Genomic DNA, 26,970 nt, shown 5'->3' with positions numbered 1-26,970 from the left:
CTGAGGTATCCGATGAAGCTTCGCCTGACCCTCGCCGCGACCGCCGCCGCCATGGCGTTTTCCGGCGCCGCCCTCGCCCAGACCCAGCCCTACGAACAGGTCGGTCCGAAGCAGGACTGGACCGTCGATCTCGGCGTCGGCGTGCTGTTCAGCCAGGACTCGAGCGGAGATACGGGCGGCAAGACCAACGTCGTCCCCTATATCGCCGCCAACTGGCGCGACACGGTCTACTTCAGCCCGTTCGAGGGCGTGGGCTGGAACGCCATCCGCACCGACAGCTTCCGCGCCGGCGTGCAGATCCGTCCGCGCTTCAGCCCCGATGACATCGAGGGCCTGACGCTGGAGCGGCCCGACTTCGGCGCCGACGCGGCTGTCTACGCCTTCCAGCGCCTGCCGGGAAACATCGTCATCGGCGGGCGCGTCAGCCGCGATATCTCCGACGTCAGCGAGGGCACGGAATATTACGGCTCGATCGGCCACCAGCGCGCGACGGGCGTCGGCCTGCTGAACGCCACGGCCTATGTCCGGGGCGGCGACCGCAAGCTGGCGGACGCCTACTACGGCGTCGACGCGTCCGAGGCGGCGCTGAACGGCATCTCCGCCTATGCCCCGGATGGAGGCTTGCAGGGCGCGGGCGTCAACGTCGTGCTCGTCGCGCCGATCAGCCGCCAGTGGGCGATCGGAGGGTTGGCCAACTACGAGCGCCGTCTGGGCGATATCGCCGACAGCCCCCTGTCGCAAAACGACGACGCCTGGCGCGTCGGCGGCTTCATCGCGCGCCGGTTCGGCGGCTGATCAGACCAGCGTCTCCCACGTTAGCGCGTGGACCTTGTCGGCCCCCATCGCCGCGACCATCGGCGGCTCTTTGAACAGGTCGGCGATGGCGGGATGACGAACGCTCAGCCCGCCCGTGAAGGCCCCAAAGGCCGGCATGACCAGCCGGCAGCCGTCGGTGACGAAGCAGGGCCGCCTGACGCTGCGGGCGTAGGCGGCGACCGTCGCGCACGGGTGCAGATGGCCCGCCACCTCGCCCCGCTGCTCGCCCGGCTGCGGTTCGTGGATCAGCTTCAGGGCGCCGACCTGCATCGTCTCGACCACCTCGCCGGTCAGGACGTCCAGCGCCCCGGCCAGCGCCTTGAGATCGTGGTTGCCCTCCAGCCAGACCCAGGTCCGGCCCGCCGCCAGCCGCTCCAGTCGCGTGTGGTCCGACCCCGTCATCCGCCCCACGGCCTTCGTGTCGTGGAAGCTGTCGCCCAGCAGGACCACCGTCGCCGGGTTCAGCGCCTCGATCTCCGCCTCCAGCTTGGCGATCGTCGCCGGGCTGTCATAGGGCGGCAGCATCTGGCCCCGCGCGGCGAAGGCTGATCCCTTCTCGAGGTGCAGGTCCGAGGCGATCAGCGTCCGGTGCTCGACCACCCACAGCGCCCCCGAACAGCGCAGCACGCAGGCCTCCCCGTTGATCCGGACCTTCAGCCCCCCGCACGGATGGCGATAGGGCGACAGGGTCTGGCGTAGCACCGCGTTCACGCCGCGCCCTCCAGCTCGGGCGGAGCATCGGCCATGATCTCGGCGATCAGGGTCTCCTCGGCGAAGTCCATGGCGCGCTCAGTCAGGATCATCTCGGCCGCACCGCCGCCGACCCGCTCGCGCCCGATCTGGACCAGCACCGGCACGCAGAACGGCGACGGCCGGTCCAGCGCCTTGAGCACGATCTTGCCCTGCACGCGAGACAGCATGTCGCCCAGCCGCGCCACGTCCAGCAGGCCCGAGGCCGCGTCGGCCCGCGCGGTGCGCAGCAGCAGGTGATCGGGTTGGTGGCGGCGCAGCACGTCGTAGATCAGGTCGGTGGAAAAGGTCACCTGCCGGCCCGTCTTCTCGGCCCCCGGCTGGCGCTGTTCGATCAAGCCCGAGATCAGGGCGCAATTGCGGAAGGTGCGCTTCATCATAAAGCTCTCCTCCAGCCAGCTCTCCAGATCGTCGCCCAGCATGTCGGGCTCGAACAGGGCGTCGAGGTCGAGGGCGTCCATTGGCTTGATCGACCAGATGGCCAGCGAATAGTCGGTCACCACGAACCCCAGCGGCCCGACCCCCGCCCGGTCCAGCCGCCGGGTCAGCAGCATAGCCAGCGTCGTGTGCGCCAGCCGCCCCTCGAACGGATAGGCGACCATGAAGTGCCGGCTGCCGCGCGGGAAGGTCTCGACCAGCATCCCCGTCGCCGGCGGGATCAGCGAGCGCACCTCCTGCAGCTCCAGCCACTCCTGCACGTCGGGCGGCAGGACCCGCCAGTGGTCGCGGTCCTGGATCATGTCGCGCACCCGCTCGGCCAGAGAGGTGCCCAGCGGAAATTTCGACCCCCCGTAGGAGGGTATCTTCGGATCCTTGTCGACCGCATGGGTGACCAGCGCGTCCGTCCCGGTGATGCCCTGAAACGCCCAGACCTGACCGGCGAAGACGAAGGTGTCGCCCGGCGACATCTGCTCGAAATACCACTCCTCGGCCTCGCCGATCTTCCGCCCGCCGATCAACTGCTTTCCACCAGCGCGACGCGACGCGACCTTCACGTTCAGATTGGCGGCCGAAACGATGGCGCCGACGTTCATACGGTGCCGCTGGGCGGTCAGGGCGTTGCGCACCTTCCATTTGCCGTCCCGCGTGCGCACGATCCGCGCGAACCGCTCATAGGTGCGCAGCGCGTATCCGCCGGTCGCCACCAGATCGACCACCTCCTCGAACGCCTCGTACGTCAGCGCGCGATAGGGGCCACAGCCCGTAATCTCCGCATACAGATCATCCAGCGTGAACGGCTCGGAACAGGCGCACCCCATGACGTGCTGGGCCAGCGTATCCAGCGTCCCGATATGCACGGGCTCCCAGTCAAAGGCGTTCTCGGCCACGGCTTCCCGCGCCGCCTGACACTCCAGCATCTCGAACCGGCTGGCCGGCACCATCAGCGCCCGCGACGGCTCGTCCAGCCTGTGGTTGGCCCGCCCGATCCGCTGCACCAGCCGGCTGGCCCCCTTCGGCGCGGCCAGCTGGATGACCAGATCCACGTCGCCCCAGTCGATGCCCAGATCCAGCGTCGAGGTGCAGACGACGGCGTTCAGCTCGCCGCGCGCCATCGCCGCCTCGACCTTGCGCCTCTGCTCCGCCGCCAGCGAGCCGTGGTGCAGGGCGATGGCCAGATCGTCGTCATTGATCGCCCACAGCTGCTGGAACACGAACTCCGCCTGCCAGCGCGTATTGACGAAGATCAGGGTCATGCCCGAGCGCTTGAGGGCGTCGTAGACCTCCGGAATGGCGTGCACCCCGGTATGCCCCGCCCACGGAACCCGGCCCTCGGAGACGAGAACATCCACGACCGGGGGAGCACCGGGGTCGCCCTTCACGATCGTCACGGGCGCCCCGACCGACGGCGCCAGCCACCCCGCGATCATCTCCGGATCGTCCACTGTCGCCGACAGCGCCACCCGTCGCATCCCCGGCGCGAATTGCTGCAGCCGCCCCAGCCCCAGCGACAGCAGATCCCCCCGCTTGCCGCTCCAGATCGCATGCACCTCGTCCAGCACCACGCACTTCAGGTCCGCGAAATACGCCCGCGCGCCCTCCCACGCACAGAACAGCGCCAGCTGCTCCGGCGTGGTCAGCAGGATGTCCGGCGGAAACTCGCGCTGCCGTTGCCGCTTGGACTGTTTCGTATCCCCCGTCCGGCTCTCGACATGAATGTTCAGCCCGATCTCGCGGATGGGCGTCATCAGGTTGCGCTCGACGTCCGTCGTCAGCGCCTTCAGCGGCGACAGATAGAGGGTGTGCACGCCCGACCCGGGCCCGAACTCCGGCCTGGGCCCGCGCTCCGCCAGTTCGATCAGCGACGGCAGAAACCCCGCCAGCGTCTTGCCGCCCCCGGTCGGAGCGACCAGCAAAGCATGCGCCCCGGCCTCGGCCGCCGCGACCATCTCCATCTGATGCCGACGCGGAGCCCATCCGCGCGAGGCGAACCAGTCGGCGAAGAGGGGGGGAAGCGTGGTCACGATGCGGGCGGAACGCCTTCGCAGACGCCCCGGGTCCCGACCCGGCCCCCGGCGTCCAGACAATTGTCTTTGGCCATGTATCCGGCGCACCGGAATCCGGCGGCGAAGACCAAAATCATTCCGACCACGAGCAACAGGAGCTGCAAAGGTGCGGGCGTGCGTGAGGCCATTCGCCACCTGTAGGCCAGAGGTCGGAGCCGCGCCAGTGTTCCCGTTCCGTTTCCCTGCGAAAGCGACTATCTATCGGCGGTGTCCGTCGACTCGCTCACCTCTTCCTCGACCCTGACCGGCGCCGAGCCATGGCTCGGGCTGCCGTCGGCGCTCGCCGTGCCGCCCGGCGCCGGCGCGATCTGCGATGACGAGGGCGCGAGGAAGATCGGCCGGGGCGCGGCCGAGGGCACCTTCACCACCGGCCCCGTGCTCGTCGCCCACGCCAGCCTCACAGCGCGCCGGCTCGGCGTCTCCCCGCCGTCGCGTTCGGCCGAGTTGCTGGACGTGCTGGAGCTGTTCGCCTTCGTCCGCCCCGCCCGCTTCTGCGCGCCGTCGCCCAGCGGTCTGGCGCTGGCGCTCGGTCAGTCCGAGCCGAAGGGCGCCGAAGCTCAGGCGACCGCCCTTCGCGACGCCGCCTCTGTGCTGCTGCGCGAGCTGGCCGATCCCGCCTACCCCAACCGGGAGGACGCCTTCACCCTCGCCGAGACGCTGGGCCGCGCCGGCTGGTCATGGTCGTGGCGCGTCTCCGGCGCCCTGCAGCACCAACCGATCCGTACCCGCCAGCATCGCGGCAGCGGTCTCGACGCCTGGTCCCGCTTGCCGGAGTGGGAGGACGAAGCCCCGCGCGGCGAGGCCGGCTCGGCTCCGGTCGACAGCGAAAGCGCCCGCATCCGCCTCGACAAGCTGCTTCAGGCCTCGGGCCTCGACGAGACCCGGCCGACCCAGTCCGACTACGCCGCCGAGGCCGCCTTCGCCTTCTCGCCCCGTGACGAGGAGGGCCGCCCCCGCGTCCTGCTGGCCGAGGCGGGCACAGGGACCGGCAAGACCCTCGGCTACCTGGCTCCCGCCAGCCTGTGGGCTGAACGCAATCAGGGCGCCGCATGGGTCTCGACCTACACCCGCGCCCTGCAGCGCCAGATCGATCGTGAAAGCGCCGCCCTCTGGCCCGACCCGGCCGAGCGCAAGAAGAAGGCCGTCGTCCGCAAGGGCCGCGAAAACTACCTCTGCCTGCTGAACCTGCAGGAGATGGTGCAGGCGGCCCAGCTGGGGAACGGCGACCTGATCGGCATGGCTCTGGCCAGCCGCTGGGCCATGCACTCGCGCGACGGGGACATGACCGGCGGCGACTATCCCGGCTGGCTGCCCGGCCTGTTCGCCACGGCGCCCAGCCATCAGGCCAGCGCCGCCAACCTCGTCGACCGGCGCGGCGAATGCGTCCACGCCGCCTGCCCCCACTACCGCACCTGTTTCGTCGAAAAGACCATCCGCGCCAGCCGCCGGGCCGATCTCGTCGTCGCCAACCATGCGCTGGTGATGACCCAGGCCGCCTTCGACGGCGCCCGCTCGGCGCGGGGTCTGAAGCAGGATGGCGAGACGGCGGCCCTCAAACGCATCGTCTTCGACGAGGGCCACCACCTGTTCGACGCCGCCGACAGCGCCTTCTCCGCCTGCCTGTCCGGTCAGGAGGCCGCCGAGCTGCGCCGCTGGCTACGCGGACCCGAAGGACGCGGCCGTCGCGGGCGCGGTCTGGAACAGCGGCTCGGCGATCTCTGCGCCGACAACGAGGCGGCGACGCAGGCCCTGAACGACGCCATCCGCGCCGCCGCCCAGCTGCCCGGCGAAGGCGTCTCCGGCCGCATCGCCGCCGCGTCCGGCGAGGTCAATCCGATCGGGCCGATCGAACGCTTTCTCGTCGCGGCGCTGGAACAGCTCCGCGCCCGGACGAGCGAGAACAGCACCCCGGGCGGCGGCGAGTTCGGCATGGAGTGCAGCCTGCGCCCGGTCACCGATCCGGTGCTGGAAACCGCCCGCGAGGCGGCGCAGGCGCTGGCCGCCGTCGAGGCGCCGCTGCTGGCCCTGTCGCGCCACCTCGAGGACATTCTCGACGACGAGGCGGCCGAGCTGGACGGCGCCTCCCGCGCCCGGATCGAAGGCGCCCTGCGCGGTCTCGACCGGCGCGCCCGCATGACCCTGCCCGGTTGGCGCTCCATGCTGGCGGCGCTCGATGTCGACACGGGCGAGCCCGACCCGGATTTCGTCGACTGGCTCAGCGCCGAAGCCGCCTTCGGCCGCATCCACGATGTCGCCCTGCGTCGCCACTGGATCGATCCGACCGTGCCGCTTGAGGCCGCCGTGATCATGCCCTCTCACGGGGTGCTGGTGACCAGCGCCACCCTGTCCGATCCCATGCCCAACTCCGAGTATGGCGATCCCTTCGACATGGCCCGCCTGCGCACCGGCTCGGCCCGCCTGATCGAGCCCGCCCGGACGCTGAAGGTCGAAAGCCCTTTCGACTACGCCGCCAACAGCCGGGTCATCGTCGTCAACGACCTGATGAAGGACGACACGCGCCAGACCGCGGCGGCGATGCGTGAACTCTTCCTCGCGGCGGGCGGCGGAGGCCTCGGCCTGTTCACCGCCATCCGCCGGCTGAAGGCGGTCTATGAGCGACTGGGTCCCGATCTCGCGAAAACCGGAATTCCTCTCTACGCCCAGCACGTCGATCCGCTCGAGGTCGGCGCCCTCGTCGACGTCTTCCGCGCCGAACAGGACAGCTGCCTGCTCGGCACCGATGCGGTGCGGGACGGCGTCGACGTGCCGGGCCGATCCCTTCGGATCCTCGCCTTCGATCGCGTCCCGTGGCCCCGCCCCGATCTTCTGCACAAGGCCCGCCGCGAACGCTTCGGCGGCTCGTCAGTCGGTCGCCGCAACTTCGACGACGCCCTGGCCCGCGCCCGCATGGCCCAGGCCTTCGGCCGCCTGATCCGCCGCGCTGACGACAAGGGGGTGTTCGTCATGCTGGACGCCGCCTGTCCGACCCGCCTGTTCGCCAGCCTGCCGCCGGGGACTGAGGTGCAACGGATGGGGTTGGCCGAGGCGGTGGAGCTGGTGAGCGCCTTCCTGAACCCTTCTCCCCTTGGGGGAGAAGGTGGGCGGCGAAGCCGCTCGGATGAGGGGTAGGGTTGAGTTCGCAGATCGTCTGACAATGAGCGTGAGGCCGGCGGCCCCCTCATCCGTCTCGCTCCGCGAGCCACCTTCTCCCCCGAGGGGAGAAGGAGCTCTATTGCTCGAACGTGATCTCCACGCTCTCCGCATTCCGCTCGTGCGGCCCGTGGTACACCGCCTCGATATTGTTCCCGTCCGGGTCCAGCAGGAACGCCGCGTAATACCCCGGATGATACGGCCGCTCGCCCGGCGCGCCGTTGTCGGTCCCGCCGGCCTTCAGGCCCGCCGCGTGAAAGGCCTCCACCGCTGCGCGATCCTTCGCCTGAAACGCCAGATGATGTCGGCCGGTCAGCTTGCCGTGCGCGGCCGGGCTGTCGGCCGTGGAGACGAACAGTTCATCGGCCCAGAAATAGCTGTCCTCCTCGCCGCCGATTGGCACGCCCAGCACCTCGAACACGGCGCCGTAGAATTTCCGGGTCCCCGGCAGATCCTTCACCACCAGCTGGATGTGGTCGATCAAGCGACCGCGATGCAGGGACTGGGTTTCCATGTCAGGCTCCGGTGTTTCGATGCGGGTCGAACGGCTCGGTCCCGACGTGCGTTCCCGTACACGCCGGGCTTGCCCGAAACTGGCAGCAGCCCCATATCGGCGCGTCGACCGGCGGGCTCCGACCGGACGATCCGGACGCATCGGACGCTTCGGACTGTGTTTTTGGAGTCCGGATCGGGCTCTGGACGTTTCGCACTGTACGTACCCGTTTTTCCGGAGCCCTGATGACCGCCGCCGCCCCTCGCCACAGCCGCCGCGGCATCCTGATTCCCTTCATCATTGTGGGCCTGTTGCTGGCGGCATGGACCGGCTGGTGGTTCTACCTGACCCGTCAGATCGAGGTCCGGCTGGCGGCGCAGGTCGAGACCCTGCGTCAGGACGGCTGGGACATCCGCCACGGCCCGGTCACCACCACCGGCTGGCCGTTCCGCGCCCGGGTCGAGGTCCCCCTGTTCCACGCCGTCTCGCCCGCCGGCCATGGCGTCGACGCGCTGGAGTTGGTCGCCGAGGCCAACGCCTACAATCCCGACAAGTGGGTCGTCATCGCGCCGAGAGGCCTGACGCTGGACCGCGCCGGCAAGGGCAAGGTGGCCATCACAGGCGGCGGAGCCCGCTTCAGCATCAGCCACCTGCGCGACCGTTTCCGCGATGTCCGGGCGGAGCTGATCCGCCCGATCTTCACTCCGCATCAGGGCGCCGAGCCCTTTCCGTTGGCCAGCGCGGAACGGGTCGAGTTCTACAGCCGCCCTCACCTGACCGACGGGCAGCAATCCACCGACCAGATGGATGTCCTGTTCGTGCTGACCGACGGCCGCGGTCGGCCCGGCGGCCCCGTGGCCGGCGCGGCCCAGCAGGGCGAGCTGAGCCTGCGCCTGGAGGCGGTGATCGGGGAGGCGAGCCGCCTGTCCGCCGGTGAAGACGCCGGCGTCTTCGCCGACTGGACCCGCGCCGGCGGCGACTTCACCGGCGTGCTGGGCGAGGTGAAGGCGGGCGAGACCCGCGCCCTGTTGCGCAGCGACCGCCTGTACGCCCGACCCGATGGCCGGCTTCAGGGCCAGCTGACCGTCGCGGCCGAAAAGCCTCTGGCCGCCATCGCCGGCCTCGCGGGCTCGAACTCCGGCGCAGTCGATCAGGCCGGAGCCGTCGGCGCCGCCGCCGCGACCGCGCCCTCGGGCGACCGGCCGCTGGACCTGACCATCCGGTTCGAGGGCGGGCGGACATGGCTGGGCCCCTTCGCCCTCGCCCCGGCGCCGAAGCTGTTCTGATGCTCGTCGAACCCGAAGAGGATCGAGACCGCCTGACGCTGGACCGCGCTGTCGCCACGGCTGTTCAGGCCCGGCTGAACGCAGGCCCCCGTCTCTCGCCCGACGCCGACGCCATCGCCCTGCGCGAGGTTCTGGCCGGCCTGTCGCCGGCGCAATCCACCGCCGTGCGCGCCGTGCTGGGCCGCATCGACGCCGCGTCCGCCCCCCCGCTGACCGTCTGGGGCGCTCTGGCTCCGTTGCTGGCCGCCGACCGCCACGGCCTGACCGCCCGTCCCGGCGCCGAGCCGGAAGAGGCGCTGAAGGCCGTCCGCACCGGCGGCCGCGCCCTTCTCGACCTGACCCCAAGCCGTCCATGGTGGGGCCGTCTGCTGGCCGAGCCGTCGCTGCGCGTCACCGCCGCCCTTCCGGATGACGCCGCCGCCGTCCCGCGCGCCCTGCTGGTCCAGCAGGCCCAGCCCGGCCCCACTGGCGACGACCGCACCTTCTGGGCGACCGACAGCCGCCTGCCCGACGCCCGTATCGTCGAGGCCCTGTCCGCGGAAGGGCTGGCCGCCACGCCCCTCATCGCGGGCGGCGGCTTGAAGCTGTTCATCCTGGCGGGCTATGTGCAGGCCGAGGACGGGCGGCTCGCGAACGCGCCCGGCGACCTGTCCGGCGTCATCGGCGCCGCCCCGATCTACTGAGAGCCCTGCATGACCGACGCCCCCGCCCCCAAGCCCGGCATCCTCGACATCGCCCCCTACGTCGGCGGCAAGTCGCAGATCGCGGGCGTCGCCGAGCCGATGAAGCTGTCCTCCAACGAGAATGCGCTAGGCGCCGGCGAGAAGGCGCGCGAGGCCTATCAGGCCGCCATCGCCAACATCCATATCTACCCCGACGGCCGGGCCACGAAGTTGCGCGACGCGGTCGCCCAACATCATGGGCTGGAGCCCGAGCGCCTGATCTTCGGCAACGGCTCCGACGAGGTCTTCGCCCTGCTGAACCAGACCTATCTGCAACCCGGCGACAACATCGTCACCGGCCAGTACGGCTTCCTCGCCTACCGCATCTCGGCGCTGGCCAATCAGGCCAGCGTCAAGCTGGCGCCCGAGCCCGGCTTCAAGGCCGAGGTCGATGCGATCCTCGAACAGGTCGATGACCGCACCCGCATCGTCTACATCTCCAGCCCGTCCAACCCGACCGGCAGCTACAACACCGCCGAAGAGACGCGCCGTCTGCACGCCGCCCTGCCCGCAGACGTCTTGCTGGTCGTCGACGAGGCCTATGCCGAGTTCGTCACCGCCCCCGACTGGGAGACCAGCTTCCCGCTGGCCCGCGACGCCTCCAACATCGTCGTTACCCGCACCTTCTCCAAGATCCACGGCCTCGGCGGCCTGCGCATCGGCTTCGGCTATGCGCCGCTGGCCGTCTGCGAAGCCGTCGATCGTATCCGCCTGCCCTTCAACGTCTCGGTCCCGGGGCTTGAGGCCGCCATGGCCGCCCTCGGCGACGAAGCCCACCAGAAGGCCTCGCGCGACCTCGTGGAGACCTGGCGTCCCCGCCTGACGCAGGCCATCAAGGGCTTCGGCTTCGACGTCTTCCCCTCCGCCGGCAACTTCGTCCTCGTCCGCTTCCCCGACGAAAAGCGCAACGCCCCCGCCGCCAACGACTATCTGAACACCAAGGGCATCATCGTCCGCCCCGTCGGCGGCTACGGCCTGCCCGACTGCCTGCGGATCACGGTCGGAACCGAAGACCAGAACCGCGCGGTGATCGACGCCCTGAGCGAGTTTGCGGCGCGCTGACTACTGTCGTCTGAACACCCTGCTCGCCGCCCATCCCGTGAAGGCCGCCAGCAGGACGCACAGGATGCCGTAGCTCCACGGGCGGCGGTGGGCGAAGTCGAAGATGTCGCGCTCGATGCCGACCTTTTCGACGGTCAGGGTCAGGTTGCTGACCGATACCGGCTCGCCGTCCTGGAACAGCCAGACCTCGGCGAAATACTGGCCCGTCGGAGCCACCGCAGGCAGCTCGACCTCGGCGCGGAACAGGCCGCGGTCGACAAAGCTGACGCCCTCCGGATCGGTGTCGTACAGCGCCGCCGCCTCGCGCAACCGGATCACCGCGCGGCGATAGTCGAGGTAGTCCTCGCCCAGCCGGCTGACGACCACGTCGCGCACGCCGTAGCGGGTCTCGGTCCGGCTCTCCTCCGGCGCATTGATCCGCAGGTGGTTCAGACCCACGCCCAGCCGCCGCAGCTGGCCGAAGTCCGCGATCTCGTTCAGCGGCCGCGTCGACGAGGTCATGTAGAAGCCCGGCGCGCCCTCGAAAAGCACCGGCCGGCTGTTCAGCCAGACGCCCATGTTGCGGGTCTTCTTGACCAGACGGACCGGCGCGTCCGGCCCGCGGACCACGACAACCACATCCGTCGGCTCGGGCGTCGGATTGAAGACCGCGCCGTACAGAACGATCGTGTCGCCGCGGAAGCTGGAGTCGATCATGACCCGGGCGTCGGTCAGGGCGGCGGCGACGCGGACCTGCTCGACCGTGGCGGCGGACCGCTCTGGCGCGGGCGCCTCGACGGCGGGCGGCGGGGGCGGAAGGGCTTGGAACATCAGCCCACCCCCGGCGCGAAGCTGAACAGGTCGGAGGGCCGCACGAACAGCTCCAGCCCCATCTGGATGCCGACCAGAAGCACGATCAGCCCCAGCACCGCCCGCAGTTCCTCGGCCCTGAACCGGCCCGAGAAGCGCGCCCCGTACTGCGCGCCGACCACGCCGCCCAGCAGCAGGATGATCGACAGGACGATGTCCACTGTCTGGTTCCGCCCCGCCTGCAGCACCGTGGTCATGGCCGTCGTGACGATGATCTGGAGCAGGCTGGTGCCGACAACGACATTGGCCTTCATCCGCAGCACATACAGCATGACGGGTACGAGGATGAAGCCGCCGCCCACCCCCATGATGGCCGAGAGAATGCCCACGAACATGCCCAGCGCGATCGGCGGGATGGCGCTGATGTAGAGACCTGAGCGGGGGAAGCGCATCTTCAGCGGCAGGCCGTACAGCCACAGCGGCCGCCGCCGCTCCTTGTGCGGAACGACCTCGCCTCGCACACGACGCAGAATCTCGCCGAGGCTCTCATAGAGCATCAGGGTGCCGATCGAGCCGAGGAAGAGCAGGTAGGACAGGGCCACCGCCAGGTCCGCCTGACCCAGCAGGCGCAGGTAGCGGAACAGTTCGACGCCCAGGAAGGCCCCCAGCACGCCGCCGACGGCCATGATCCCGCCCATGCGGTAATCGACGGCCTTCTGGCTGGTGTAGCTGATCACGCCCGAGGTCGAGGAGGCGACGACGTGGCTGGCCTGGCTGGCCACGGCCACCGACGGCGGGATGCCCATGAAGATCAGGATCGGGGCCATCAGGAAGCCGCCGCCGATGCCGAACAATCCGGACACGAATCCAACCGCCGCCCCCAGCAGAACCAGGATCGGCCAGTTCACCGATACTTCGGCGATCGGCAGGTAGAGATCCAAAGGGCGCGCCTTCGGCTGGAACTGAAGCTAGGCGCCGGGAAGGCGACGACGGAATGCTGTTCGTCCTAGACCCATCCTCCGCTCATCGCCAGCGGATGCGCCCGGGACGTGAGTTCAACCCAGAGGCTCGACCTTGAACCGGTCGGCCGCGACCCGCGCGGCGCCCCGTTCGGCCGCCGGCATCGTGGCGCGCAGGCGTTCGACAGCGGCCTGTGCGTCCGTGTCTCCGGCGCGGGCGGCGATCAGGTACCAGCGATAGGCCTCTACGGGATTGGGCGCGATGCCCGTGTCGCCGGTTTCATACAGCTTGGCCACGTTGAACTGGCTGTCGACCAGGCCCTTGTTGGCGGCGCGTTCGAGCCACGCCAGCGCATCCTGCGTATTGGTCGCGCCGCCCACGCCGTCGAACAGGTACATGCCGTAGGCGTGCATACCGCGCGCGTCGCCGGCGTCGGCGGCCCGCTTGGCCCAGCTGCGGGCCTCGGCCGGATCGATCGCAACACCCTTGCCGCCGTCCTGATAGAGGCCGGCCAGATGCAGTTGCGCCGGGCCATAGCCCAGCAGCGCGGCCTGCTTCAGCGTCTCCACGCCCCTGGCGTCGTCGGCGTCCAGCTGGGTGATCGACTGTTGGTACAGCTGCTCGCCCTTGACCAGATCGACCGGCGCATTGGTCGTCGCCAGCAGGGCGGTCGGGGTGGCTTCGGGCGTCGTCGGGGTGAGGCCGGGCAGACCGAGCGCGCCGCCGGTCAGCTGGTTGGTTGCGGCGACGCCACCTCCGACCAGAAGAATGGCCACGGCCGAGGCGCCCAGCGCCTTGCCCATGGTTCCGCCATCCTGGGACTTGCCCTTACCGCCGCGCTTCAGGCCGAAGTGCAGACGGGGTTTGCGGTTGGCCTCTTCGGCGGCCTCCATGGCTGCCCGTGCGTTCTCGACGGCGGTGCGGTTGGTGGAGACACGCTCCTCGACCGCGGCGGTGCGCAGGTGGCGGGTGGCGACCAGATCGGCGTCGTCGCTGAACTCGTCGGCCGCATCATCGAAGTCGTCGTCTGCCGTGACGGCCAGCGCGTCCGAAACGTCTGCGCCGCCGAAGCCCTGACCAAAGGTCGCCGGACCCTCAGGCTGCGAGACGAAAACGGGCGGCGGCGGCATATCCGCCGGATCGGCGGATGCAGCGCTGCCGAAGGGGGTCGCAACGGACTCGGCCTGACCATAGGCCCCGCGCATCACCGTCTCGAACGCCGGGTCGGCGGTGGGGTGCAGAACGGGATCCGGCTCCAGCGGAGTCTCGGCCTCAAGCGTGAAATCCGGCTCGGGCTCGGGCGCCGCCTCAGGTTCCGGCGGCGACGGCGGGGCGAGGTCGGCGGACCAGGCCTGTTGCTCGACGAAGACCGGATCGTCTTCCAACGCCGTCGGGAAGCCCGCGCCCGGGAAGGCGGCGGCGCGCCAGTCGGACTCAGGCTCGACGGCGGCGGTCGTCGCCGTTGACGGCGCGCCCCGGCGGTCCATGTTCTGGCGGGCCTCGGCGATCAGGGAGGCGGTGCGTTCCTCGGACTGACGCATGCGTTCAGCCAGCTCGCCTGACGCGCGTTCGTAGCGTTGCTCGACCCGGCTGGAGTTGTCGACCAGACGACGGCCGATGTCTTCCAACGCCTGCGCCGAGCGACGCTCCGACTGGGCGATGCGCTCGCCCAGCTGGTCCGAGATGCGGGTGATTTCGCCGCCCAGCTTCTCCAGCGCCAGCGCCTGACGGTCTTCGGCGGAGGTCAGGCGACGCTCGAGCCCCTGCGTGGCGCGGGTGACGTCGGCGTCAATCCGGCGGCTGAGGTTCTGCGTCAGCTGCTCCAGCCGGCCGTCGCCATCGGTCTCGAGACGGCCCAGACGTCCGTTCAGGTTCTGGGCGATCCGCATCACCTCCTGACCCATCTGCTCGACGGCGCGGGCCGAGCGTTCCTCGGTGGCGCGCACCTGATCGGTCATGGACAGCAGGGCCCGCTCGATGCGGTCGATGCGGTTCTCGCTCTCGGCGGTGTCGAGGCGACGGATCATCTCGTCGCGGTTGGCCTCGATCTGACGGGTCAGGGTTTCGGCCAGCTTTTCGAACTGCGCGACGGCGCGGGCGCCTTCCGGCTCGATGCGGGTCTCGGCGTTGCGCAGTCGCTGGTCCAGCGTTGCGAAGCTCTTCTCGAGATCCCGCAGGGCGTCGTTAGTGCGTCCCTGCGCCTCGTCGAGGCGGCGGGCGACATTGGTCAAGGCGTCGGCTCCTGCTCCAGGTGCGGCTTTCTCGACCGCGTCCATCCGTTGACGCAACTCGTTCACACTGGAGCGCTGGCGCTCCTCAATATCGTACAGCCGGCTGGCGATGCCGCCGATCGAGCCTTCGACCTTGCCGAGGGCGTCCGTCGTGCGGGGGCCGGTGTCGTGTTCGAACTGACGCAGACGGCGATGGCCTTCCTTCAGTTCCTCGGCGATGTCGTCGATGCGCCGGCCGTAGGTCTTGCCGGCGACCTCGTGGCCTTCCAGCTGCCGCATGATGCCGGCGACGGCCTGATCGATCCCCTGGATAGCCGCGGTGGATCGCTGCTCGGACGCTTCCAGCCGACGGGCGATGCCGTCGACCGAGCTGCTTAGGCGCAACCAGACGTCGTCATTGGGGCTGTAGGCGTCGTCCATCCGGCGACTGCGACTGCGGCGGTCGACCATCTGGCCGGCGTGCGGGCGGCGGCCCAGCGGGACGACGCTGTCCTCGTCTTCGTCGCCGTCTTCCATGATCATGGTGTTCAGCCACTCGCCCAGCGTCATGCCGTTGCGACGGGCGAGGTCCTTGGCGACTTCGCGAGCCTTCGGGTCGATGCCCTTAACGCTCCACGGCGCTGCGCTCACTGATTCGCCTCCCGACCTCACGTCTGACGCTAATCGTCCAGATCAAGCGTGTAAACGCGCGGTTAACCCCAAGATGTAGGGGTCAGGCGATCTTCCTGTGGAAAGCACGAACCCCTTGAGCCTTTGTGCGGGAACCTTGGTTAATGAGCGGTGAAGATTAACGTCCCGGTAGGACTCGCGGCTTGCGCTGAAACGCGTTCCGGTTCACCCAGCGCGCCATGAATTTGACCGTCACCCTTGCCCTGATGGCGGCCTGTCTGGCGCTGGCGGTTTTCGCCGGCTGGCGCGGGTCGCGGCCGTGGGAGCCGAGCAGGGGCGTGCGCATGACTCCGTGGCGGTTGATCATGCTGTTCTCGGGCGCCGCGGCCTTCATCCTCGGCATCCATCTGGCCGCCTTGCTCGGCGCCCCCCAGCCGCCCACGCCCTACTGAGCGGAACAAGCCCGCGCGCCGTCCATTCCTGACCGTGAACACGGACAGGAGATACCGACATGGGTGACAAGACCCTTACCGCCGCCGAGGCCGAGAAGGCCTTCTGGGACAGCCTGAAGAAGTCCAATACCGGCATGCTGGGGCTGGACCAGCCGGGCTATCACAGCCAGCCGATGACCGCCTTCCGCGATGAGGAGACGGGCGTGATCTGGTTCTTCACGCGCGACGACACCGATCTGGCGCGCGACGCCGCGGTCGGCTCGGGCCAAAGCGCGATGTTCACCTATGGCTCGAAAGACCAGAACGTCTGGGCCTGCGTGCACGGCGACCTGTCGGTTCATGGTGCGGATCGCGAGATCATCGACCGCTACTGGAACCCCGTGCTGGCCGCCTGGTATCCCGAGGGCAAGGACGACCCGCATCTGACCGTGCTGCGGTTCAATGGCGACGACGGCCGGATCTGGGTCAACGAGGGCGGCTTCTTCAAGTTCGCCTACGAAGTCGCCAAGGCCAATGTCACGAAAACCCTGCCCGATGCGGGCGACGTTGTGGACGTGAAGCTGAACTAGGGTTCGGAGCCCGCGAAACACCAGGCGAGGACCGCTTTCTGCGCATGAATGCGGTTCTCGGCCTCGTCCCAGACCAGTGAGCGGGGGCCGTCGATGACCTCGTCGGTGACCTCCTCGCCGCGGTGGGCCGGCAGGCAGTGCAGGAAGACGGCGTGAGCGTTGGCCGCGCCCATCAGGGTGTCGTCCACACCGTAGCCGTCGAAGGCCTCCAGCCGGTCTTCGTAATCCTGATCACCCATCGACACCCAGGTGTCAGTGACAACGACGTCGGCGCCCGCAACGGCCTCGCGCGGGTCGGCGGTCAGGGTGACCGAGTTTCCTCCGATGGCGAGGTCGCGAAGGTCGGGGTGATACTCGGCCGGACAGGCGACCTGCAGGTGGAAGCCCAGCTTCGGCGCAGCATGCATGAAGCTGTGGCAGACGTTGTTGCCGTCGCCGACCCAGGCGATCGTCTTGCCGGCGATTGGTCCCCGGGCCTCCTCGATCGTCATGATGTCGGCCAGGATCTGGCAGGGGTGCGAGCGGTCGGTCAGGCCGTTGACCACCGGCACGGTCGCGACGCGGGCGAACCGCTCGACGTCCTCGTGATCATTGGCGCGGATCATCACCGCATCGACCATGCGCGACAGCACCCGCGCGGTGTCCTCCACCGGCTCGCCGCGCCCCAGTTGCATGTCGCCGGCGTTGGCGATGATCGACGATCCGCCCAGCTGACGGATGGCCGCGTCGAAGCTGAAGCGGGTGCGGGTCGAGTTCTTCTCGAAAATCATCGCCAGCACGCGGTCCTTCGCCGGCGCATCGGCGTCTGCGCGGCCTTTCGGCCAGGCCTCGCGGGCCTGCTTGCGCGCATGGGCGTCGTCCAGAATGGCGCGCAGGTCCTCGGCGCTCAGCCGATGGATATCGAGGAAGTGACGGACCATCGGCCCCTCCGGATGTCAGGCGGCGGCCAGCTTGGTCCGCGCGAATTCACAGGTCTTTTCGAACCGCTCGACGGCCTCGCGGGCCTCATCCAGCGTCAGCACCAGCGGCGGCAGGATGCGCACGCAGTTGTCGCCGCCGCCGGCTACGAGGAACCGCTGCTCGTCCCGGGCCCAGCCCATGAACTCGCGATTGTTCGGGACCAGCTTGACCCCGATCAGCAGCCCCTTGCCGCGCACGTCCACGATGATGTCGGGGAACCGTTGCTGCAGGCCGTGAAGCTGTTGCTTCAGATAACCGGCGACCTCGTTCACATGGGCCAGCGTCTCGGGCTTCGACAGCTCGCCGAAAGCCGCCTGACCGACGGCCATGGCCAGCGGGTTGCCGCCGAAGGTCGAGCCGTGAACCCCGACCGTCATGCCCTTTGCGGCATGGGTCGTGGCCAGACAGGCGCCGATAGGGAAGCCGCCGCCCAGAGCCTTGGCGATAGCCATGATATCGGGCGTCATGCCGGCCCACTCGTGAGCCCACAACTTGCCGGTCCGCCCCATGCCGCACTGGACCTCGTCGAAGATGATCAGCACGCCATGTTGATCGCACAGCTCGCGCAGCCCTCGCAGGCACTGATCCGGCATCGCGCGACAGCCGCCTTCGCCCTGGACGGGCTCCACGATGATTGCAGCCGTAGTAGGGTTGGCGATCGCCGCCTTGATCGCCTCATGATCGCCCCAGACCAGCTGATGGAAGCCTTCCATCTTCGGGCCGAAGCCTTCCGTGTAGCTGGGGTTGGCGGCGGCGTTGATCGCGCCATAGGTCCGGCCGTGGAACGAGCCGTCAAAGCCGTAGATATCGATCCGCTCGGGCTGGCCGTTGGCGACGTGATGCTTGCGCGCCGTCTTCAGCGCGCACTCGACCGCCTCAGTGCCGGAGTTGGTGAAGAAGACCACGTCCGCGAACGACTTCGAGCACAGGTCGTCGGCCAGCGCCTCCTGCCCCGGAATGCGGAAGATGTTCGACACATGCCACAGCTTTTCAGCCTGATCCTTGACCGCCTGCACCAGCTTCGGATGCGCATGGCCAAGGCCGTTGGTCGAGATGCCGGCCACGCAGTCCAGATACTCGGTCCCGTCCGTCGACCACAGACGCGCGCCCAGTCCGCGATCCACTTCCAGCGGCGCGCGGTTGTAGACACCCATCAGATGCTCGGTGGACACGGAACAGACCTCCAGAAGAGAGACGGCCCCGGCGCGGGCGCGACGGAGCCGGTCAAATAAAGTCAGGTCTTGTCGGACGAGGGGGGCGGTTAGTCAACACCGCCCGGGCAGCCTCAGCTCTTCAGCCGCCAGCCGGACCTGAACACCGCCCAGCAGGCCCAGGACATCAGCAGCGTCAGCACCGCGCTCATGGCCACGCCCACCCAGATATTGCTTTCCGCATGGCCGATGAAGCCGGCCCGGAAGCCGTCGATCATGTAGAAGATCGGGTTCCAGTGGCTGATCGTGGCGAACGGCTCGGGCAGATTGTCGACCAGATAGAAGGTGCCGCTGAGGAACGTCATCGGCATGATCAGGAAGTTCTGCACCGCCGCCAGTTGATCGAACTTCTCGGCCCAAAGTCCGGCGAAGACGCCGAGCATGCCCATCAGCAGCGACGCCGTCAGTCCGAACCACAGGATCAGGGCGATGTTGGCGACGCCCAGCCGTGCGAACGGCAGCACGCAGATCGCCGTCACCAGCCCGACCGCAATGCCCCGCGTCGCGGCGCCCAGCGAAAACCCGATGGTCAGTTCCAGCGGGCTGAGCGGCGGGGTCAGGAAGTCGGTCGCCGTGCCCATGATCTTGGCCTGGATCAGGCTGGACGAGGCGTTGGCGAAGGCGTTGTTCAGGATCGCCATCATGATCAGGCCGGGCGCTACGAACTCCGCGAACGGCGTGCCGTGCAGCGGCGGCCGCGCGCCCTTCAGCGCCACCACGAAGACCAGCATGTAGAGAAGCGTCGTCACCACCGGCGCCGCGACGGTCTGGGCCCCGACCTTCCAGAACCGCCGCACCTCCTTGAGGTACAGCGTCTTCACCCCCTCCCAGTTCACGCCCTTGTAGACGCGCGGCTGTGGCAGGCCCGTCGGGCGGGTGGAGGCGAGATCGGTCATGGCCGCGCAGATGCGCCTGCCGGTCGCCGCGCGCAAGGGTCAACGCCGATTCCGGCCTTAACCATACCAGATATGGTTCCTGTGGACGGACTGCTTGCTAGATGTTGCGGAATTTAAGATGCCGTTTACTAGTGATGGTAGGTCGAGACCTCGGAGGGGGACCCGGCCACCAGATGTTGAATCCCGGAGGGCGACATGACCGCAGGCTGGACTGAAGACCGCGTAGGCGCGCTGAAGAAACTCTGGCTTGAGGGCCAGTCCGCGAGCCAGATCGCCAAACAGCTGGGCGGCGGCGTCACCCGCAACGCCGTCATCGGCAAGGTGCACCGCCTGGGCCTGTCGGGTCGGGCCACGCCCTCGCAGCCGGCCCGCGCCACCTTCCGCCCGGCTCGCCCGCGTCCGACGCCGACCCAGGCGCCGTCGGCCCCGCGCCGTATCGAGGCCGCACAGCCCCGCGCCCTGACCGCTCCAGTCGCGGCTCCGGTTCCGGAACTGCCCGGCACGGCCACGGTGATGACGCTGGGCGCCCACATGTGCAAATGGCCGATCGGCGACCCATCCTCGACCGAGTTCAGCTTCTGCGGCCGTCGCGCCTCGGAAGGCGTCTACTGCGTGGAACACGCCCGCGTCGCCTACCAGCCCGCGGTCAAGAAGAACGGCGCCACCGAGCTGGCGCGTCAGCTTCGTCGCTACATCTAAAGAGCGCTAACGCTCGCGACGCGGTCGCTCGCTGCTTGAGCGCGGCGACCGTATGGGTGCGCGGCCGATCTTCACGCGCCCTTCCCAATTCGGTCACGCGACCGACACAGATGGCTCCTAGTGAGCCGCCGTCCGCCTCCGGACCGCCCCGCAATGCGGTTCAGGAGACTGGGGCGGGGCTGCGGTTATCCGGGTTGACGCAGCCCCTCACCCGCTTTGTGGGTGGGCCTGGCGCTCGCGACGCGGTCGCTCGCTGCTTGAGGCCGGAAGGCTGGCCCATACTCTTTTAGTTCAGCACGCGCCGCTCGCCCGGTACGTCGAGGCTGAAGGGCGGGATGGTCACTTCGAACATCCGGCCGCGGTCGTCGATCATCTGATAGCCGCCGGCCATCGCACCGGACGGCGTGCCCAGCGGACAGCCGGATGCGTAGGAGTAGCTCGACCCCGGCTGGATCGTCGGCTGCTCGCCCACCACGCCTGACCCGCGCACCTCCTCGACATGGCCGAGCGCGTCCGTGATCTCCCAACGGCGCGCAACCAGTTGCACCGGCGTCGGCGAGAGGTTCACGATCTCGACCTGATAAGCCCAGACCCAGCGGCCGCCGGCGGGGTCGGACTGACCTGCCAGATAGCTGGGTCGCACCCGGACCACGATCCCGTCCGTCTCCGCTTCATAGGCCTTGCCGTCGTGCATGCGGCCATGGTCGTGCGCGCCGAGGCGTCAGGTCAAGCGAGACAGGCGAGACCCGACGCGGAATCGTGTAAGCCGATCCCATGAGCCTGAACTCCTCCCGACCGGGCATCCTGCCCTGCCAGTCTATCGAGGCCCTGATCGCCGCCGGCGCGATCACCTCGGATACCCCTTTCGACGCCGATCAGGTCCAGCCCGCGAGTCTGGACCTGCGCCTGTCGCACGAAGCCTTCCGCGTCCGCGCTTCCTTCCTGCCGGGCCGCCGCAAGGTCGCCGATCGCATAGAGGACGTGCTGATGCACCGCATCGACCTGACCGGCGGCGAGGTGCTGGAGAAGGGCTGCGTCTACATCGTGCGGCTGCAGGAGCGACTGAAGCTGCCGCAGGGCCTGATCGCCCGCGCCAACCCGAAGAGCTCGACCGGCCGGGTCGACGTCTTCGTGCGCCTGCTGACTGACGCAGGCTCCAGCTTCGATGACGTGGACCCCGGCTATGACGGGCCGCTGTATCTGGAGATCGCGCCGCAGACCTTCTCGATCCTGGTCCGCCCCGGCACGCGCCTGAACCAGCTGCGCCTCAAGTCCGGCGAGCCGCCGCGGCTGGAGACCCGCAGCGTCGGCGTCGATCTGTCGGGCGAGACCGGCTCGGGCATCGTCGGCTTCCGGGGGCGTCGCCACGCCGGCGTGGTCGATCTGGACAACATCGACGGCCACGACCCGCGCGACTTCTGGGAGCCGTTGACCCTGCGCCGCGGCGAACTGCTGCTGGATCCGGGCGAGTTCTACATCCTCGCCTCATCCGACGACGTCGAGATCCCGGTCGATCAGGCCGCCGAGATGACGCCGATCGATCCGTCCGTCGGCGAGTTCCGCGTCCACTACGCCGGCTTCTTCGACCCCGGCTTCGGCACCGACGAGGCGCACGGGGCCGGCTCCAAGGGCGTGCTCGAAGTCCGCACCCACGACACACCGTTCCTGCTGGAGCACGGCCAGATCGTAGCCCGGCTGGTCTATGAGCCCCTGACCGAGCGGCCGACCCGCCTCTACGGCGAGGGCGGCAGCCACTATCAGAGCCAGGGCCTGAAGCTGTCGAAACACTTCCGTCCCTGGGGCTGACGGAACCTCGGCCCCCCAAGTCACGTTCGCCCAACCGTGACAGGAGAATCCCGTTGGCGTTCCGCCCCTGATCGTGCAGGGTCGAAACCTTAACGGGTCGAGGGGAGCCGTTAGTGCGTATTGGCGTATGCATTCTGGGAGTCGCGGCGGGGGTCGCTCTCGCGGCGCCGGCCTGTGCGAAGCCGCAGGTGGCCATCGCCGACCCCTGGCGCGCCGCTGAACCGGGGCGCGCCCGCACCGTCAGCGACCTGCTGGTGCAGCTGAACGCCGATCCTGACTTCTCCGACTATGCCCCGGAAACCGCCGCTGTGGACGAACGCTGGGCCGTCACCGGCGAGCCGCGCGCGGACTGGGCCGCTTCCCGCCGCGAGGTGCGTTTCGCCGGCGCGGGCTTCGACGACCGCCTGCGCCTGCGCACCGCCGGTCGCTTGCGCCGGGCCGACGGCGGACCGCTGCCTCCCGGCCCGCTGGACCCCGCAGCGCTGGAGACCGAACACTACGACGTGACCTACACCCGCGGCTGGACCGGCGATCTGGGCCAGACCGGCAATGGTCTCGACGTCACCCTGACGCCCCACCTAGGCGTGGGCGTTGGCAGTCAGGGCGGCGTGACCGAGGCCGGAGCCACGCTGAAGATCGGGCGTGATCTGGAAGGTCTGGTTCCGGAAGGCTCCGAGGCCTTCGGCCAGAGGGCCCGCTGGTATCTGTACGCCGCCGGGTCGGGCCGCGCGGTCGGCTACAACTTCGCCCGCACCCGCGACGGCGACTTCGCTCGCTCGGGCATGAGCCACGATGCCGGCAACTTCCTCGGCGACGCCTCGATCGGCGTGGCCATGCGCCGGGGCCCGGTGCAAAGCTCGCTCGGGCTCGTCTATCGCGAGATCAGCGCCGAGGGCCTGCGCGCGGGCCACGGCGTCGACACCGATGTGTCCGAAGGCCTGATCGCCTTCCAGCTGTCGATCAAGCCGGAGTAAGGCCGGGTCAGTTCACCCGCGCCACGCCCTCGCGGCGATCGTCCGCCCCGCCGTCCCAGCCCCAGCCGTTCGCGCCGCGCCGCCAGACGCCGCCGTGCAGGCCTGAAGTCTCGCTGGCGTTCGGCTCCAGCACGATCCCCCGCGCCGCCAGACCTTCGCGCTGGTCCTGCGGGAAGCGGCTGGTGTCGGCTCCGAAGCCGTCGCCGCGCGCGACCAGATTGGGCAGGTCGAACGCCGCCTGCACCGGCAGGCCCCAGTCCAGCACGGCGATCAGCGCTTTGGTGTTGTACGCGAGAATCGAAGGCCCGCCCGGCGAGCCCAGCGCCCCGACCAGCCGCCCTTCGCGATCCAGAATGATCACAGGAGACATCGAACTGCGCGGTCGCTTGCCCGCCGCGACCGCATTCGCCGCAGCCCCGCCGTCCGGCCGTTCGGGGTTGAACGAGAAGTCCGTCAGCTGGTTGTTGAGGAAGAAGCCCGCCGCCATCCGGCCCGAACCAAAGACGCTCTCGACCGTCGTGGTCATGCTGACCGCATTTCCCTCTGCGTCGACGATGACCATGTGCGAGGTGCCGGCCGGTTCGCGCGTGGCGTCCTCCCCCGTGAACACGCCGCCCGGGGGTGTCCCCGGCTGAGCGGCCCCGGTCAGGCCGGGCGCCAGCGCCGCGCGCGACGCCACATAGTCGGGATCCAGCATCCCCTGCACCGGCACGCGCACGAAGCCGGGATCCCCGACATAGCGGTCGCGATCCGCGTACATCAGGCGCTGCATCTGGCCGAAAGCGGCCCAGGCCTCGACGCTGTTCTCGCCTTTGTCGATGTCCGGCGTCCGCTCGGCCATGGCCAGAAGCTGCAGCACCGCCACGCCGCTCGACGGCGGCGGCGGCACGCAGATCACATAGACCCGGTATGGCCGGCAAAGGGCGCCGCGCTCGATCGGTTGGTAGGCCGCGATGTCGGCGGCGGTCAGCGCCCCGGGACGCGGCTCCATGGCCACGGTTTCCGCGATCTCGCGCGCGATGCGGCCGGTATAAAAGCCTTCCGCGCCGCCGTCAGCCAGCTCGCGCACCGTGCGCGCGTATTCCGGGTTTCTCAGCTGATCGCCGGCCACGTAGCGCGTGCCGTCCGCCTTGGTGAAATAGGCGTTGGCCCAGCGCGTCCGGCCCTGCCCGCGGCTCGCGGCGATCATCGAGGCCAGACGGGGGCTGACCGTGAAGCCGTCTGTCGCCAGCCGCTCGGCCTCGCCGAACAGATCGCGCCACGCCAGCTTGCCATGGTCCTTCTGCGCCATCGCCAGCATCGCCACCGCGCCGGGCGCGCCCGTGGAGCGTCCACTCAATACGGCGTCCATGAAGGGCAGCGGTCGGCCGTTTTCGTAGAAGAGCTCCGGCGTCGCCGACGACGGCGCGGTCTCACGGCCATCGTAGCTGGTCACTTCGCCGGTCGAGGCGTCGTACAGCATCATGAAGGCCCCGCCGCCCAGTCCGGACGACTGCGGCTCCACCAGCCCGAGCACCGCCTGCACGGCCACCGCCGCGTCCACCGCCGAGCCGCCGGCGTTAAGAACCTTCATCCCCGCCTCGACCGCCAATGGATTGGCCGCCGCCACGAACGGCCCTTGCGCGCGGGGAATCGCCTCAACGGCGCCGACCGGGGCGGAGGGCGCGATCGCGGTCGTCGCCCCGCCGCATCCGCCCAGCGCCAGCCCTGTCGCCATGACGAGCGCCGCAAGCGGGCGGAACAGCGGGGATGGGCTCATGTCGGACTCGGCGCTAGGAAGGAGCTACCTGTTTGGCGCGTCAGCGGGATCGGCGAAAGGGCCATCGGACGTTTCCGCGTCGTCAGGCGGGTTTTCACAGTCTCCAAGGAGCTCCGATGCGCCCGACCATCCTTCTCTCCGCCCTCGTTCTCGCCCTGCCGGTCCCGGCTCTGGCGCAGACCGCCTCACCACCACCCGCCGCCACGCCCGCGGCGGCCCCGGCCGCGCCCGTCGCCGATCCGGCCGACGTGGCCTCCGTCGACGCCATCGTGGCGGCCATGTACGACGTCATCTCGGGCAAGGCCGGCGCGCCCCGCAACTGGGACCGGTTTCACAGCCTCTTCCTGCCCGGCGCCATCATGACCGCCGCCGGCCGCGCGCCGGACGGCACGCCCCGCGCCCGCGCCATGTCGCCGACCGACTACATCGCCCGCAACGGGCCGGTCTTCGCCCAGGAAGACTTCTACGAGCGCGAGATCGGCCGACAGGAGCTTCGCTTCGGCCGGATGATCACCGTCCGCTCGGCCTATGACATCCGCAGGGCCCCGGATGCGACCGAAGTGGTCCAGCGCGGCGTCAATACGCTCCAGCTGTTCGACGACGGAACCCGGCTGTGGGTCGTGTCCATCGCATGGGCCGGCGAGACCCCGGACAACCCCATTCCGGCCGACCTTCTGCCCGCCTCCTGAAAAGGCGCGGGGCGGGTCTTGCCCCACCGGTCCTCGTCCGCTAAAGACCCGCCCTCGCCGTTCGCGGCCGTGCGCACCCGTAGCTCAGCTGGATAGAGCACCAGACTACGAATCTGGGGGTCAGGAGTTCGAATCTCTTCGGGTGCGCCACTTCTTCTTTTGAAGATCTGAACGACAGGGCCGCGTCAGCGGCCTTTTTCGTATGCGCCGTCCGGGAGCGTGACTGCGCCCTCTGCAGGGAGATGGGCGCAAAAGAGTTGAGATCAAGAATTGTCCGCCGGCGAATAATTCGCAGTCTGGCGCGCCTTGGCTGACCTTGGGTGTCGGCGTTTCAAAAGGGGCATAGGATGGCGACGATCACCGGTCCGGACGAACATCCTCTCTATCACGGCACGAAGGCGGACCTGACGCCGGGCGACCTGATCGGGGCCGGCTACGCGTCGAACTATGGCGCGCGAAAGAAGGCCGTCTGGGTCTATCTGTCGGCCACTCTGGACGCAGCGACCTGGGGCGCAGAGCTGGCGGTCGGCGACGGACCGGGCCGCATCTACATCGTCGAACCGACCGGACCGATCGAGGACGATCCGAACCTGACGGACAAGAAGTTCCCCGGCAATCCGACCCTGTCCTATCGCACCCGCCAGCCCCTTAAGGTCGTCGGGGAAGTCACGGACTGGACCGGGCATACGCCCGAACAGGTCAGGACCATGCGCGAGCATCTGGCCCGTCTGGAACAGCTGGGCGTCGAGGCTATCAAGGACTGACCGGCGTCAGCGTTTCACCTTCGCTCCGTTCAGCGCGATCGCAGCACGCACCAGCGCCTTCAGCGCCGCCTCGTTTACCGGATCGCCTTCGCGGAAGTCGATCGCCCGGCGAGTGTTCCCCTCAAGGCTTGAGTTGAACAGGCCGGCCGGATCGTCCAGCGACGCCCCCTTGGCGAAAGTCAGCTTGACCGCCGTCTTGTAGGTCTCACCGGTAGTGATGATGCCGTCCTTCTCCCACACCGGCACGCCACCCCATTTGACGGTCTCGATCACCTCGGGATCGGCGGCGCGGATGATCGCACGCAGGCGGGCCAGCATCTCGCCGCGCCAGTCGGCGAGGCCGGCGATCTTCGTATCGATCTGGTCAGAGGCTGAGCTGTCCTGAGCGGGGGTGGTCATCGCCTTCTCCTCACATGCGTTCGCCGGGCAGGCGGCTGGCCTGTCGGATCCAGTCGGCCATCAGGGCCTCGTCGAACTCTCCCTCATGGATATGGGCGTAGCGGACGTTTCCGACTTTCGACGCCACCGGCGGGACCGGGTCCATTTCGGTCCCGTGGAAGAAGGTCACCTTCATGTACCGGGCGTAGACATGCATCGCGAGGAACCACGTCCCCTCCTCGCAGCCGTACATCGGCGTGTTCCATTTGACCGCCTTGCGGACGCCCGGAACGACCTTTTCGACGAGGGCGTCCAGCCGCCGGCCGATGTCCTGTTTCCACTCGGGCGCGGCGGCGATCCACGCCTGAACGGGCGCGTCTCCATAACCCTTGGCGATCTGCGGATTGCCACCCGAGAGCAGCCGGGGCGTGTCGGTCATCG

The 26,970-nt window shown here is 69.1% G+C and carries 25 protein-coding genes and 1 tRNA gene; 13 read left to right on the top strand and 13 right to left on the bottom strand.

All coding sequences use genetic code 11. From position 1 onward, the window contains the following. Window positions 1-12 precede the first annotated feature (12 nt). Window positions 13-795: a MipA/OmpV family protein gene (locus tag ACIQC9_RS14600; RefSeq protein WP_400617291.1), complete on the top strand. Its 783-nt coding sequence runs from the start codon at window positions 13-15 to the stop codon at window positions 793-795. Here ACIQC9_RS14600 and pdeM read toward each other — a convergent pair whose 3' ends face one another. Both pdeM and ACIQC9_RS14590 read right to left on the bottom strand, forming a co-directional pair. After that, on the bottom strand, window positions 796-1,527 hold the full coding sequence (gene pdeM / locus ACIQC9_RS14595; RefSeq protein ID WP_400617289.1) for a ligase-associated DNA damage response endonuclease PdeM: 732 nt from the start codon (window positions 1,525-1,527) through the stop codon (window positions 796-798). Further along, the gene (locus ACIQC9_RS14590; RefSeq protein ID WP_400617287.1) at window positions 1,524-4,028 is read right to left on the bottom strand and encodes a ligase-associated DNA damage response DEXH box helicase; all 2,505 of its coding nucleotides are present in this window, start codon (window positions 4,026-4,028) and stop codon (window positions 1,524-1,526) included. The genes pdeM and ACIQC9_RS14590 overlap by 4 nt, the downstream gene beginning before the upstream one ends. A gap of 249 nt (window positions 4,029-4,277) precedes the next feature. On the opposite strand from ACIQC9_RS14590, the gene ACIQC9_RS14585 reads away from it, so the two are divergent. After that, window positions 4,278-7,199 carry an ATP-dependent DNA helicase gene (locus ACIQC9_RS14585; protein WP_400617285.1) on the top strand — a complete coding sequence of 974 codons (2,922 nt, stop codon included), beginning with the start codon at window positions 4,278-4,280 and terminating at the stop codon, window positions 7,197-7,199. Window positions 7,200-7,299: 100 nt separating this feature from the next. On the opposite strand, the gene ACIQC9_RS14580 is transcribed toward ACIQC9_RS14585, so the two are convergent. Beyond that, complete coding sequence (locus ACIQC9_RS14580) at window positions 7,300-7,734, bottom strand: VOC family protein (protein WP_400617283.1); 435 nt, start codon at window positions 7,732-7,734, stop codon at window positions 7,300-7,302. Between the two features lie 224 nt (window positions 7,735-7,958). Between ACIQC9_RS14580 and ACIQC9_RS14575 the strand changes: the two genes are divergently transcribed. The 3 genes from ACIQC9_RS14575 to hisC are packed head-to-tail and all read left to right on the top strand — an operon-like array spanning window position 7,959 to window position 10,783. After that, a complete protein-coding gene (locus ACIQC9_RS14575) occupies window positions 7,959-8,999 on the top strand; it encodes a DUF2125 domain-containing protein (RefSeq protein ID WP_400617281.1) in 1,041 nt (346 codons plus the stop codon). Continuing rightward, window positions 8,999-9,682 carry a hypothetical protein gene (locus tag ACIQC9_RS14570; RefSeq protein ID WP_400617279.1) on the top strand — a complete coding sequence of 228 codons (684 nt, stop codon included), beginning with the start codon at window positions 8,999-9,001 and terminating at the stop codon, window positions 9,680-9,682. Before ACIQC9_RS14575 ends, ACIQC9_RS14570 begins: the two co-directional genes overlap by 1 nt. A 9-nt stretch (window positions 9,683-9,691) precedes the next feature. Next, window positions 9,692-10,783 carry a histidinol-phosphate transaminase gene (gene hisC / locus ACIQC9_RS14565; protein WP_400617277.1) on the top strand — a complete coding sequence of 364 codons (1,092 nt, stop codon included), beginning with the start codon at window positions 9,692-9,694 and terminating at the stop codon, window positions 10,781-10,783. Here hisC and ACIQC9_RS14560 read toward each other — a convergent pair whose 3' ends face one another. From ACIQC9_RS14560 to ACIQC9_RS14550, 3 genes are all read right to left on the bottom strand, one after another. Next, window positions 10,784-11,593, bottom strand: a complete 810-nt coding sequence (locus ACIQC9_RS14560) for a TIGR02186 family protein (RefSeq protein ID WP_400617275.1) — start codon at window positions 11,591-11,593, stop codon at window positions 10,784-10,786. Further along, window positions 11,593-12,513: a sulfite exporter TauE/SafE family protein gene (locus tag ACIQC9_RS14555; protein WP_400617273.1), complete on the bottom strand. Its 921-nt coding sequence runs from the start codon at window positions 12,511-12,513 to the stop codon at window positions 11,593-11,595. The genes ACIQC9_RS14560 and ACIQC9_RS14555 overlap by 1 nt, the downstream gene beginning before the upstream one ends. 114 nt (window positions 12,514-12,627) lie before the next feature. Then, window positions 12,628-15,393 (bottom strand): hypothetical protein, encoded by a 2,766-nt coding sequence (locus tag ACIQC9_RS14550; protein ID WP_400617271.1) that lies wholly within the window; start codon window positions 15,391-15,393, stop codon window positions 12,628-12,630. 218 nt (window positions 15,394-15,611) lie between these two features. Here ACIQC9_RS14550 and ACIQC9_RS14545 point away from each other — a divergent pair, with 218 nt between their 5' ends. Next, window positions 15,612-15,824: a hypothetical protein gene (locus tag ACIQC9_RS14545; protein WP_400617269.1), complete on the top strand. Its 213-nt coding sequence runs from the start codon at window positions 15,612-15,614 to the stop codon at window positions 15,822-15,824. Window positions 15,825-15,883: 59 nt separating this feature from the next. Continuing rightward, the gene (locus tag ACIQC9_RS14540; protein ID WP_400617267.1) at window positions 15,884-16,393 is read left to right on the top strand and encodes a pyridoxamine 5'-phosphate oxidase family protein; all 510 of its coding nucleotides are present in this window, start codon (window positions 15,884-15,886) and stop codon (window positions 16,391-16,393) included. Here the strand turns inward: ACIQC9_RS14540 and argF are convergent. The 3 genes from argF to ACIQC9_RS14525 all read right to left on the bottom strand — a co-directional run bounded on the left by argF (window position 16,390) and on the right by ACIQC9_RS14525 (window position 19,460). Further along, a complete protein-coding gene (argF, locus tag ACIQC9_RS14535; RefSeq protein ID WP_400617265.1) occupies window positions 16,390-17,313 on the bottom strand; it encodes an ornithine carbamoyltransferase in 924 nt (307 codons plus the stop codon). The two genes, ACIQC9_RS14540 and argF, sit on opposite strands and share 4 nt — an antisense overlap. A gap of 15 nt (window positions 17,314-17,328) precedes the next feature. Next, a complete protein-coding gene (locus tag ACIQC9_RS14530; protein ID WP_400617263.1) occupies window positions 17,329-18,525 on the bottom strand; it encodes an aspartate aminotransferase family protein in 1,197 nt (398 codons plus the stop codon). 113 nt (window positions 18,526-18,638) lie between these two features. Next, window positions 18,639-19,460, bottom strand: coding sequence for an ABC transporter permease (locus ACIQC9_RS14525; RefSeq protein WP_400617261.1), 822 nt, complete (start codon window positions 19,458-19,460; stop codon window positions 18,639-18,641). 195 nt (window positions 19,461-19,655) lie between these two features. Here ACIQC9_RS14525 and ACIQC9_RS14520 point away from each other — a divergent pair, with 195 nt between their 5' ends. Beyond that, window positions 19,656-20,159, top strand: coding sequence for a GcrA family cell cycle regulator (locus ACIQC9_RS14520; protein ID WP_400617259.1), 504 nt, complete (start codon window positions 19,656-19,658; stop codon window positions 20,157-20,159). A gap of 286 nt (window positions 20,160-20,445) precedes the next feature. On the opposite strand, the gene apaG is transcribed toward ACIQC9_RS14520, so the two are convergent. Further along, window positions 20,446-20,853, bottom strand: coding sequence for a Co2+/Mg2+ efflux protein ApaG (gene apaG / locus ACIQC9_RS14515; protein WP_400617257.1), 408 nt, complete (start codon window positions 20,851-20,853; stop codon window positions 20,446-20,448). Between the two features lie 80 nt (window positions 20,854-20,933). On the opposite strand from apaG, the gene ACIQC9_RS14510 reads away from it, so the two are divergent. Together ACIQC9_RS14510 and ACIQC9_RS14505 are read left to right on the top strand one after the other, a co-directional pair. After that, complete coding sequence (locus tag ACIQC9_RS14510) at window positions 20,934-21,965, top strand: 2'-deoxycytidine 5'-triphosphate deaminase (protein ID WP_400617255.1); 1,032 nt, start codon at window positions 20,934-20,936, stop codon at window positions 21,963-21,965. Window positions 21,966-22,078: 113 nt separating this feature from the next. Further along, window positions 22,079-22,939 carry a lipid A-modifier LpxR family protein gene (locus ACIQC9_RS14505; RefSeq protein ID WP_400617253.1) on the top strand — a complete coding sequence of 287 codons (861 nt, stop codon included), beginning with the start codon at window positions 22,079-22,081 and terminating at the stop codon, window positions 22,937-22,939. Window positions 22,940-22,946: 7 nt separating this feature from the next. Here the strand turns inward: ACIQC9_RS14505 and ACIQC9_RS14500 are convergent, their stop codons facing one another. Continuing rightward, window positions 22,947-24,698, bottom strand: a complete 1,752-nt coding sequence (locus tag ACIQC9_RS14500) for a gamma-glutamyltransferase family protein (protein WP_400617251.1) — start codon at window positions 24,696-24,698, stop codon at window positions 22,947-22,949. A gap of 116 nt (window positions 24,699-24,814) precedes the next feature. Between ACIQC9_RS14500 and ACIQC9_RS14495 the strand changes: the two genes are divergently transcribed. The 3 genes from ACIQC9_RS14495 to arr all read left to right on the top strand — a co-directional run bounded on the left by ACIQC9_RS14495 (window position 24,815) and on the right by arr (window position 26,151). Then, the gene (locus ACIQC9_RS14495) at window positions 24,815-25,387 is read left to right on the top strand and encodes a hypothetical protein (protein ID WP_400617249.1); all 573 of its coding nucleotides are present in this window, start codon (window positions 24,815-24,817) and stop codon (window positions 25,385-25,387) included. Between the two features lie 73 nt (window positions 25,388-25,460). Then, window positions 25,461-25,537 (top strand) — tRNA-Arg (locus tag ACIQC9_RS14490). A 197-nt stretch (window positions 25,538-25,734) separates the two neighbouring features. Further along, window positions 25,735-26,151, top strand: a complete 417-nt coding sequence (gene arr, locus ACIQC9_RS14485; RefSeq protein WP_400617247.1) for an NAD(+)--rifampin ADP-ribosyltransferase — start codon at window positions 25,735-25,737, stop codon at window positions 26,149-26,151. Between the two features lie 6 nt (window positions 26,152-26,157). Here the strand turns inward: arr and ACIQC9_RS14480 are convergent, their stop codons facing one another. Together ACIQC9_RS14480 and ACIQC9_RS14475 are read right to left on the bottom strand one after the other, a co-directional pair. Next, a complete protein-coding gene (locus tag ACIQC9_RS14480) occupies window positions 26,158-26,550 on the bottom strand; it encodes a DUF1801 domain-containing protein (protein WP_400617245.1) in 393 nt (130 codons plus the stop codon). A 10-nt stretch (window positions 26,551-26,560) separates the two neighbouring features. Further along, a complete protein-coding gene (locus ACIQC9_RS14475; protein WP_400617243.1) occupies window positions 26,561-26,968 on the bottom strand; it encodes a DUF1801 domain-containing protein in 408 nt (135 codons plus the stop codon). Window positions 26,969-26,970: the final 2 nt, after the last annotated feature.

It is taken from the genome of Brevundimonas sp. NPDC092305, from assembly GCF_044755415.1.
Lineage (GTDB): Bacteria > Pseudomonadota > Alphaproteobacteria > Caulobacterales > Caulobacteraceae > Brevundimonas.
This window is presented reverse-complemented; position numbering and strand designations above follow the sequence as displayed.

Excerpts from the sequence above, each read along its gene's own strand:
- ACIQC9_RS14600 (WP_400617291.1), top strand. The coding sequence starts at position 13 with ATGAAGCTTCGCCTGACCCTCGCCGCGACCGCCGCCGCCATGGCGTTT.
- ACIQC9_RS14580 (WP_400617283.1), bottom strand. The coding sequence starts at position 7,734 with ATGGAAACCCAGTCCCTGCATCGCGGTCGCTTGATCGACCACATCCAG.
- ACIQC9_RS14575 (WP_400617281.1), top strand. The coding sequence starts at position 7,959 with ATGACCGCCGCCGCCCCTCGCCACAGCCGCCGCGGCATCCTGATTCCC.
- ACIQC9_RS14570 (WP_400617279.1), top strand. The coding sequence starts at position 8,999 with ATGCTCGTCGAACCCGAAGAGGATCGAGACCGCCTGACGCTGGACCGC.
- hisC (WP_400617277.1), top strand. The coding sequence starts at position 9,692 with ATGACCGACGCCCCCGCCCCCAAGCCCGGCATCCTCGACATCGCCCCC.
- ACIQC9_RS14560 (WP_400617275.1), bottom strand. The coding sequence starts at position 11,593 with ATGTTCCAAGCCCTTCCGCCCCCGCCGCCCGCCGTCGAGGCGCCCGCG.
- ACIQC9_RS14545 (WP_400617269.1), top strand. The coding sequence starts at position 15,612 with ATGAATTTGACCGTCACCCTTGCCCTGATGGCGGCCTGTCTGGCGCTG.
- ACIQC9_RS14540 (WP_400617267.1), top strand. The coding sequence starts at position 15,884 with ATGGGTGACAAGACCCTTACCGCCGCCGAGGCCGAGAAGGCCTTCTGG.
- argF (WP_400617265.1), bottom strand. The coding sequence starts at position 17,313 with ATGGTCCGTCACTTCCTCGATATCCATCGGCTGAGCGCCGAGGACCTG.
- ACIQC9_RS14525 (WP_400617261.1), bottom strand. The coding sequence starts at position 19,460 with ATGACCGATCTCGCCTCCACCCGCCCGACGGGCCTGCCACAGCCGCGC.
- ACIQC9_RS14520 (WP_400617259.1), top strand. The coding sequence starts at position 19,656 with ATGACCGCAGGCTGGACTGAAGACCGCGTAGGCGCGCTGAAGAAACTC.
- apaG (WP_400617257.1), bottom strand. The coding sequence starts at position 20,853 with ATGCACGACGGCAAGGCCTATGAAGCGGAGACGGACGGGATCGTGGTC.
- ACIQC9_RS14510 (WP_400617255.1), top strand. The coding sequence starts at position 20,934 with ATGAGCCTGAACTCCTCCCGACCGGGCATCCTGCCCTGCCAGTCTATC.
- ACIQC9_RS14500 (WP_400617251.1), bottom strand. The coding sequence starts at position 24,698 with ATGAGCCCATCCCCGCTGTTCCGCCCGCTTGCGGCGCTCGTCATGGCG.
- ACIQC9_RS14495 (WP_400617249.1), top strand. The coding sequence starts at position 24,815 with ATGCGCCCGACCATCCTTCTCTCCGCCCTCGTTCTCGCCCTGCCGGTC.
- arr (WP_400617247.1), top strand. The coding sequence starts at position 25,735 with ATGGCGACGATCACCGGTCCGGACGAACATCCTCTCTATCACGGCACG.
- ACIQC9_RS14480 (WP_400617245.1), bottom strand. The coding sequence starts at position 26,550 with ATGACCACCCCCGCTCAGGACAGCTCAGCCTCTGACCAGATCGATACG.
- ACIQC9_RS14475 (WP_400617243.1), bottom strand. The coding sequence starts at position 26,968 with ATGACCGACACGCCCCGGCTGCTCTCGGGTGGCAATCCGCAGATCGCC.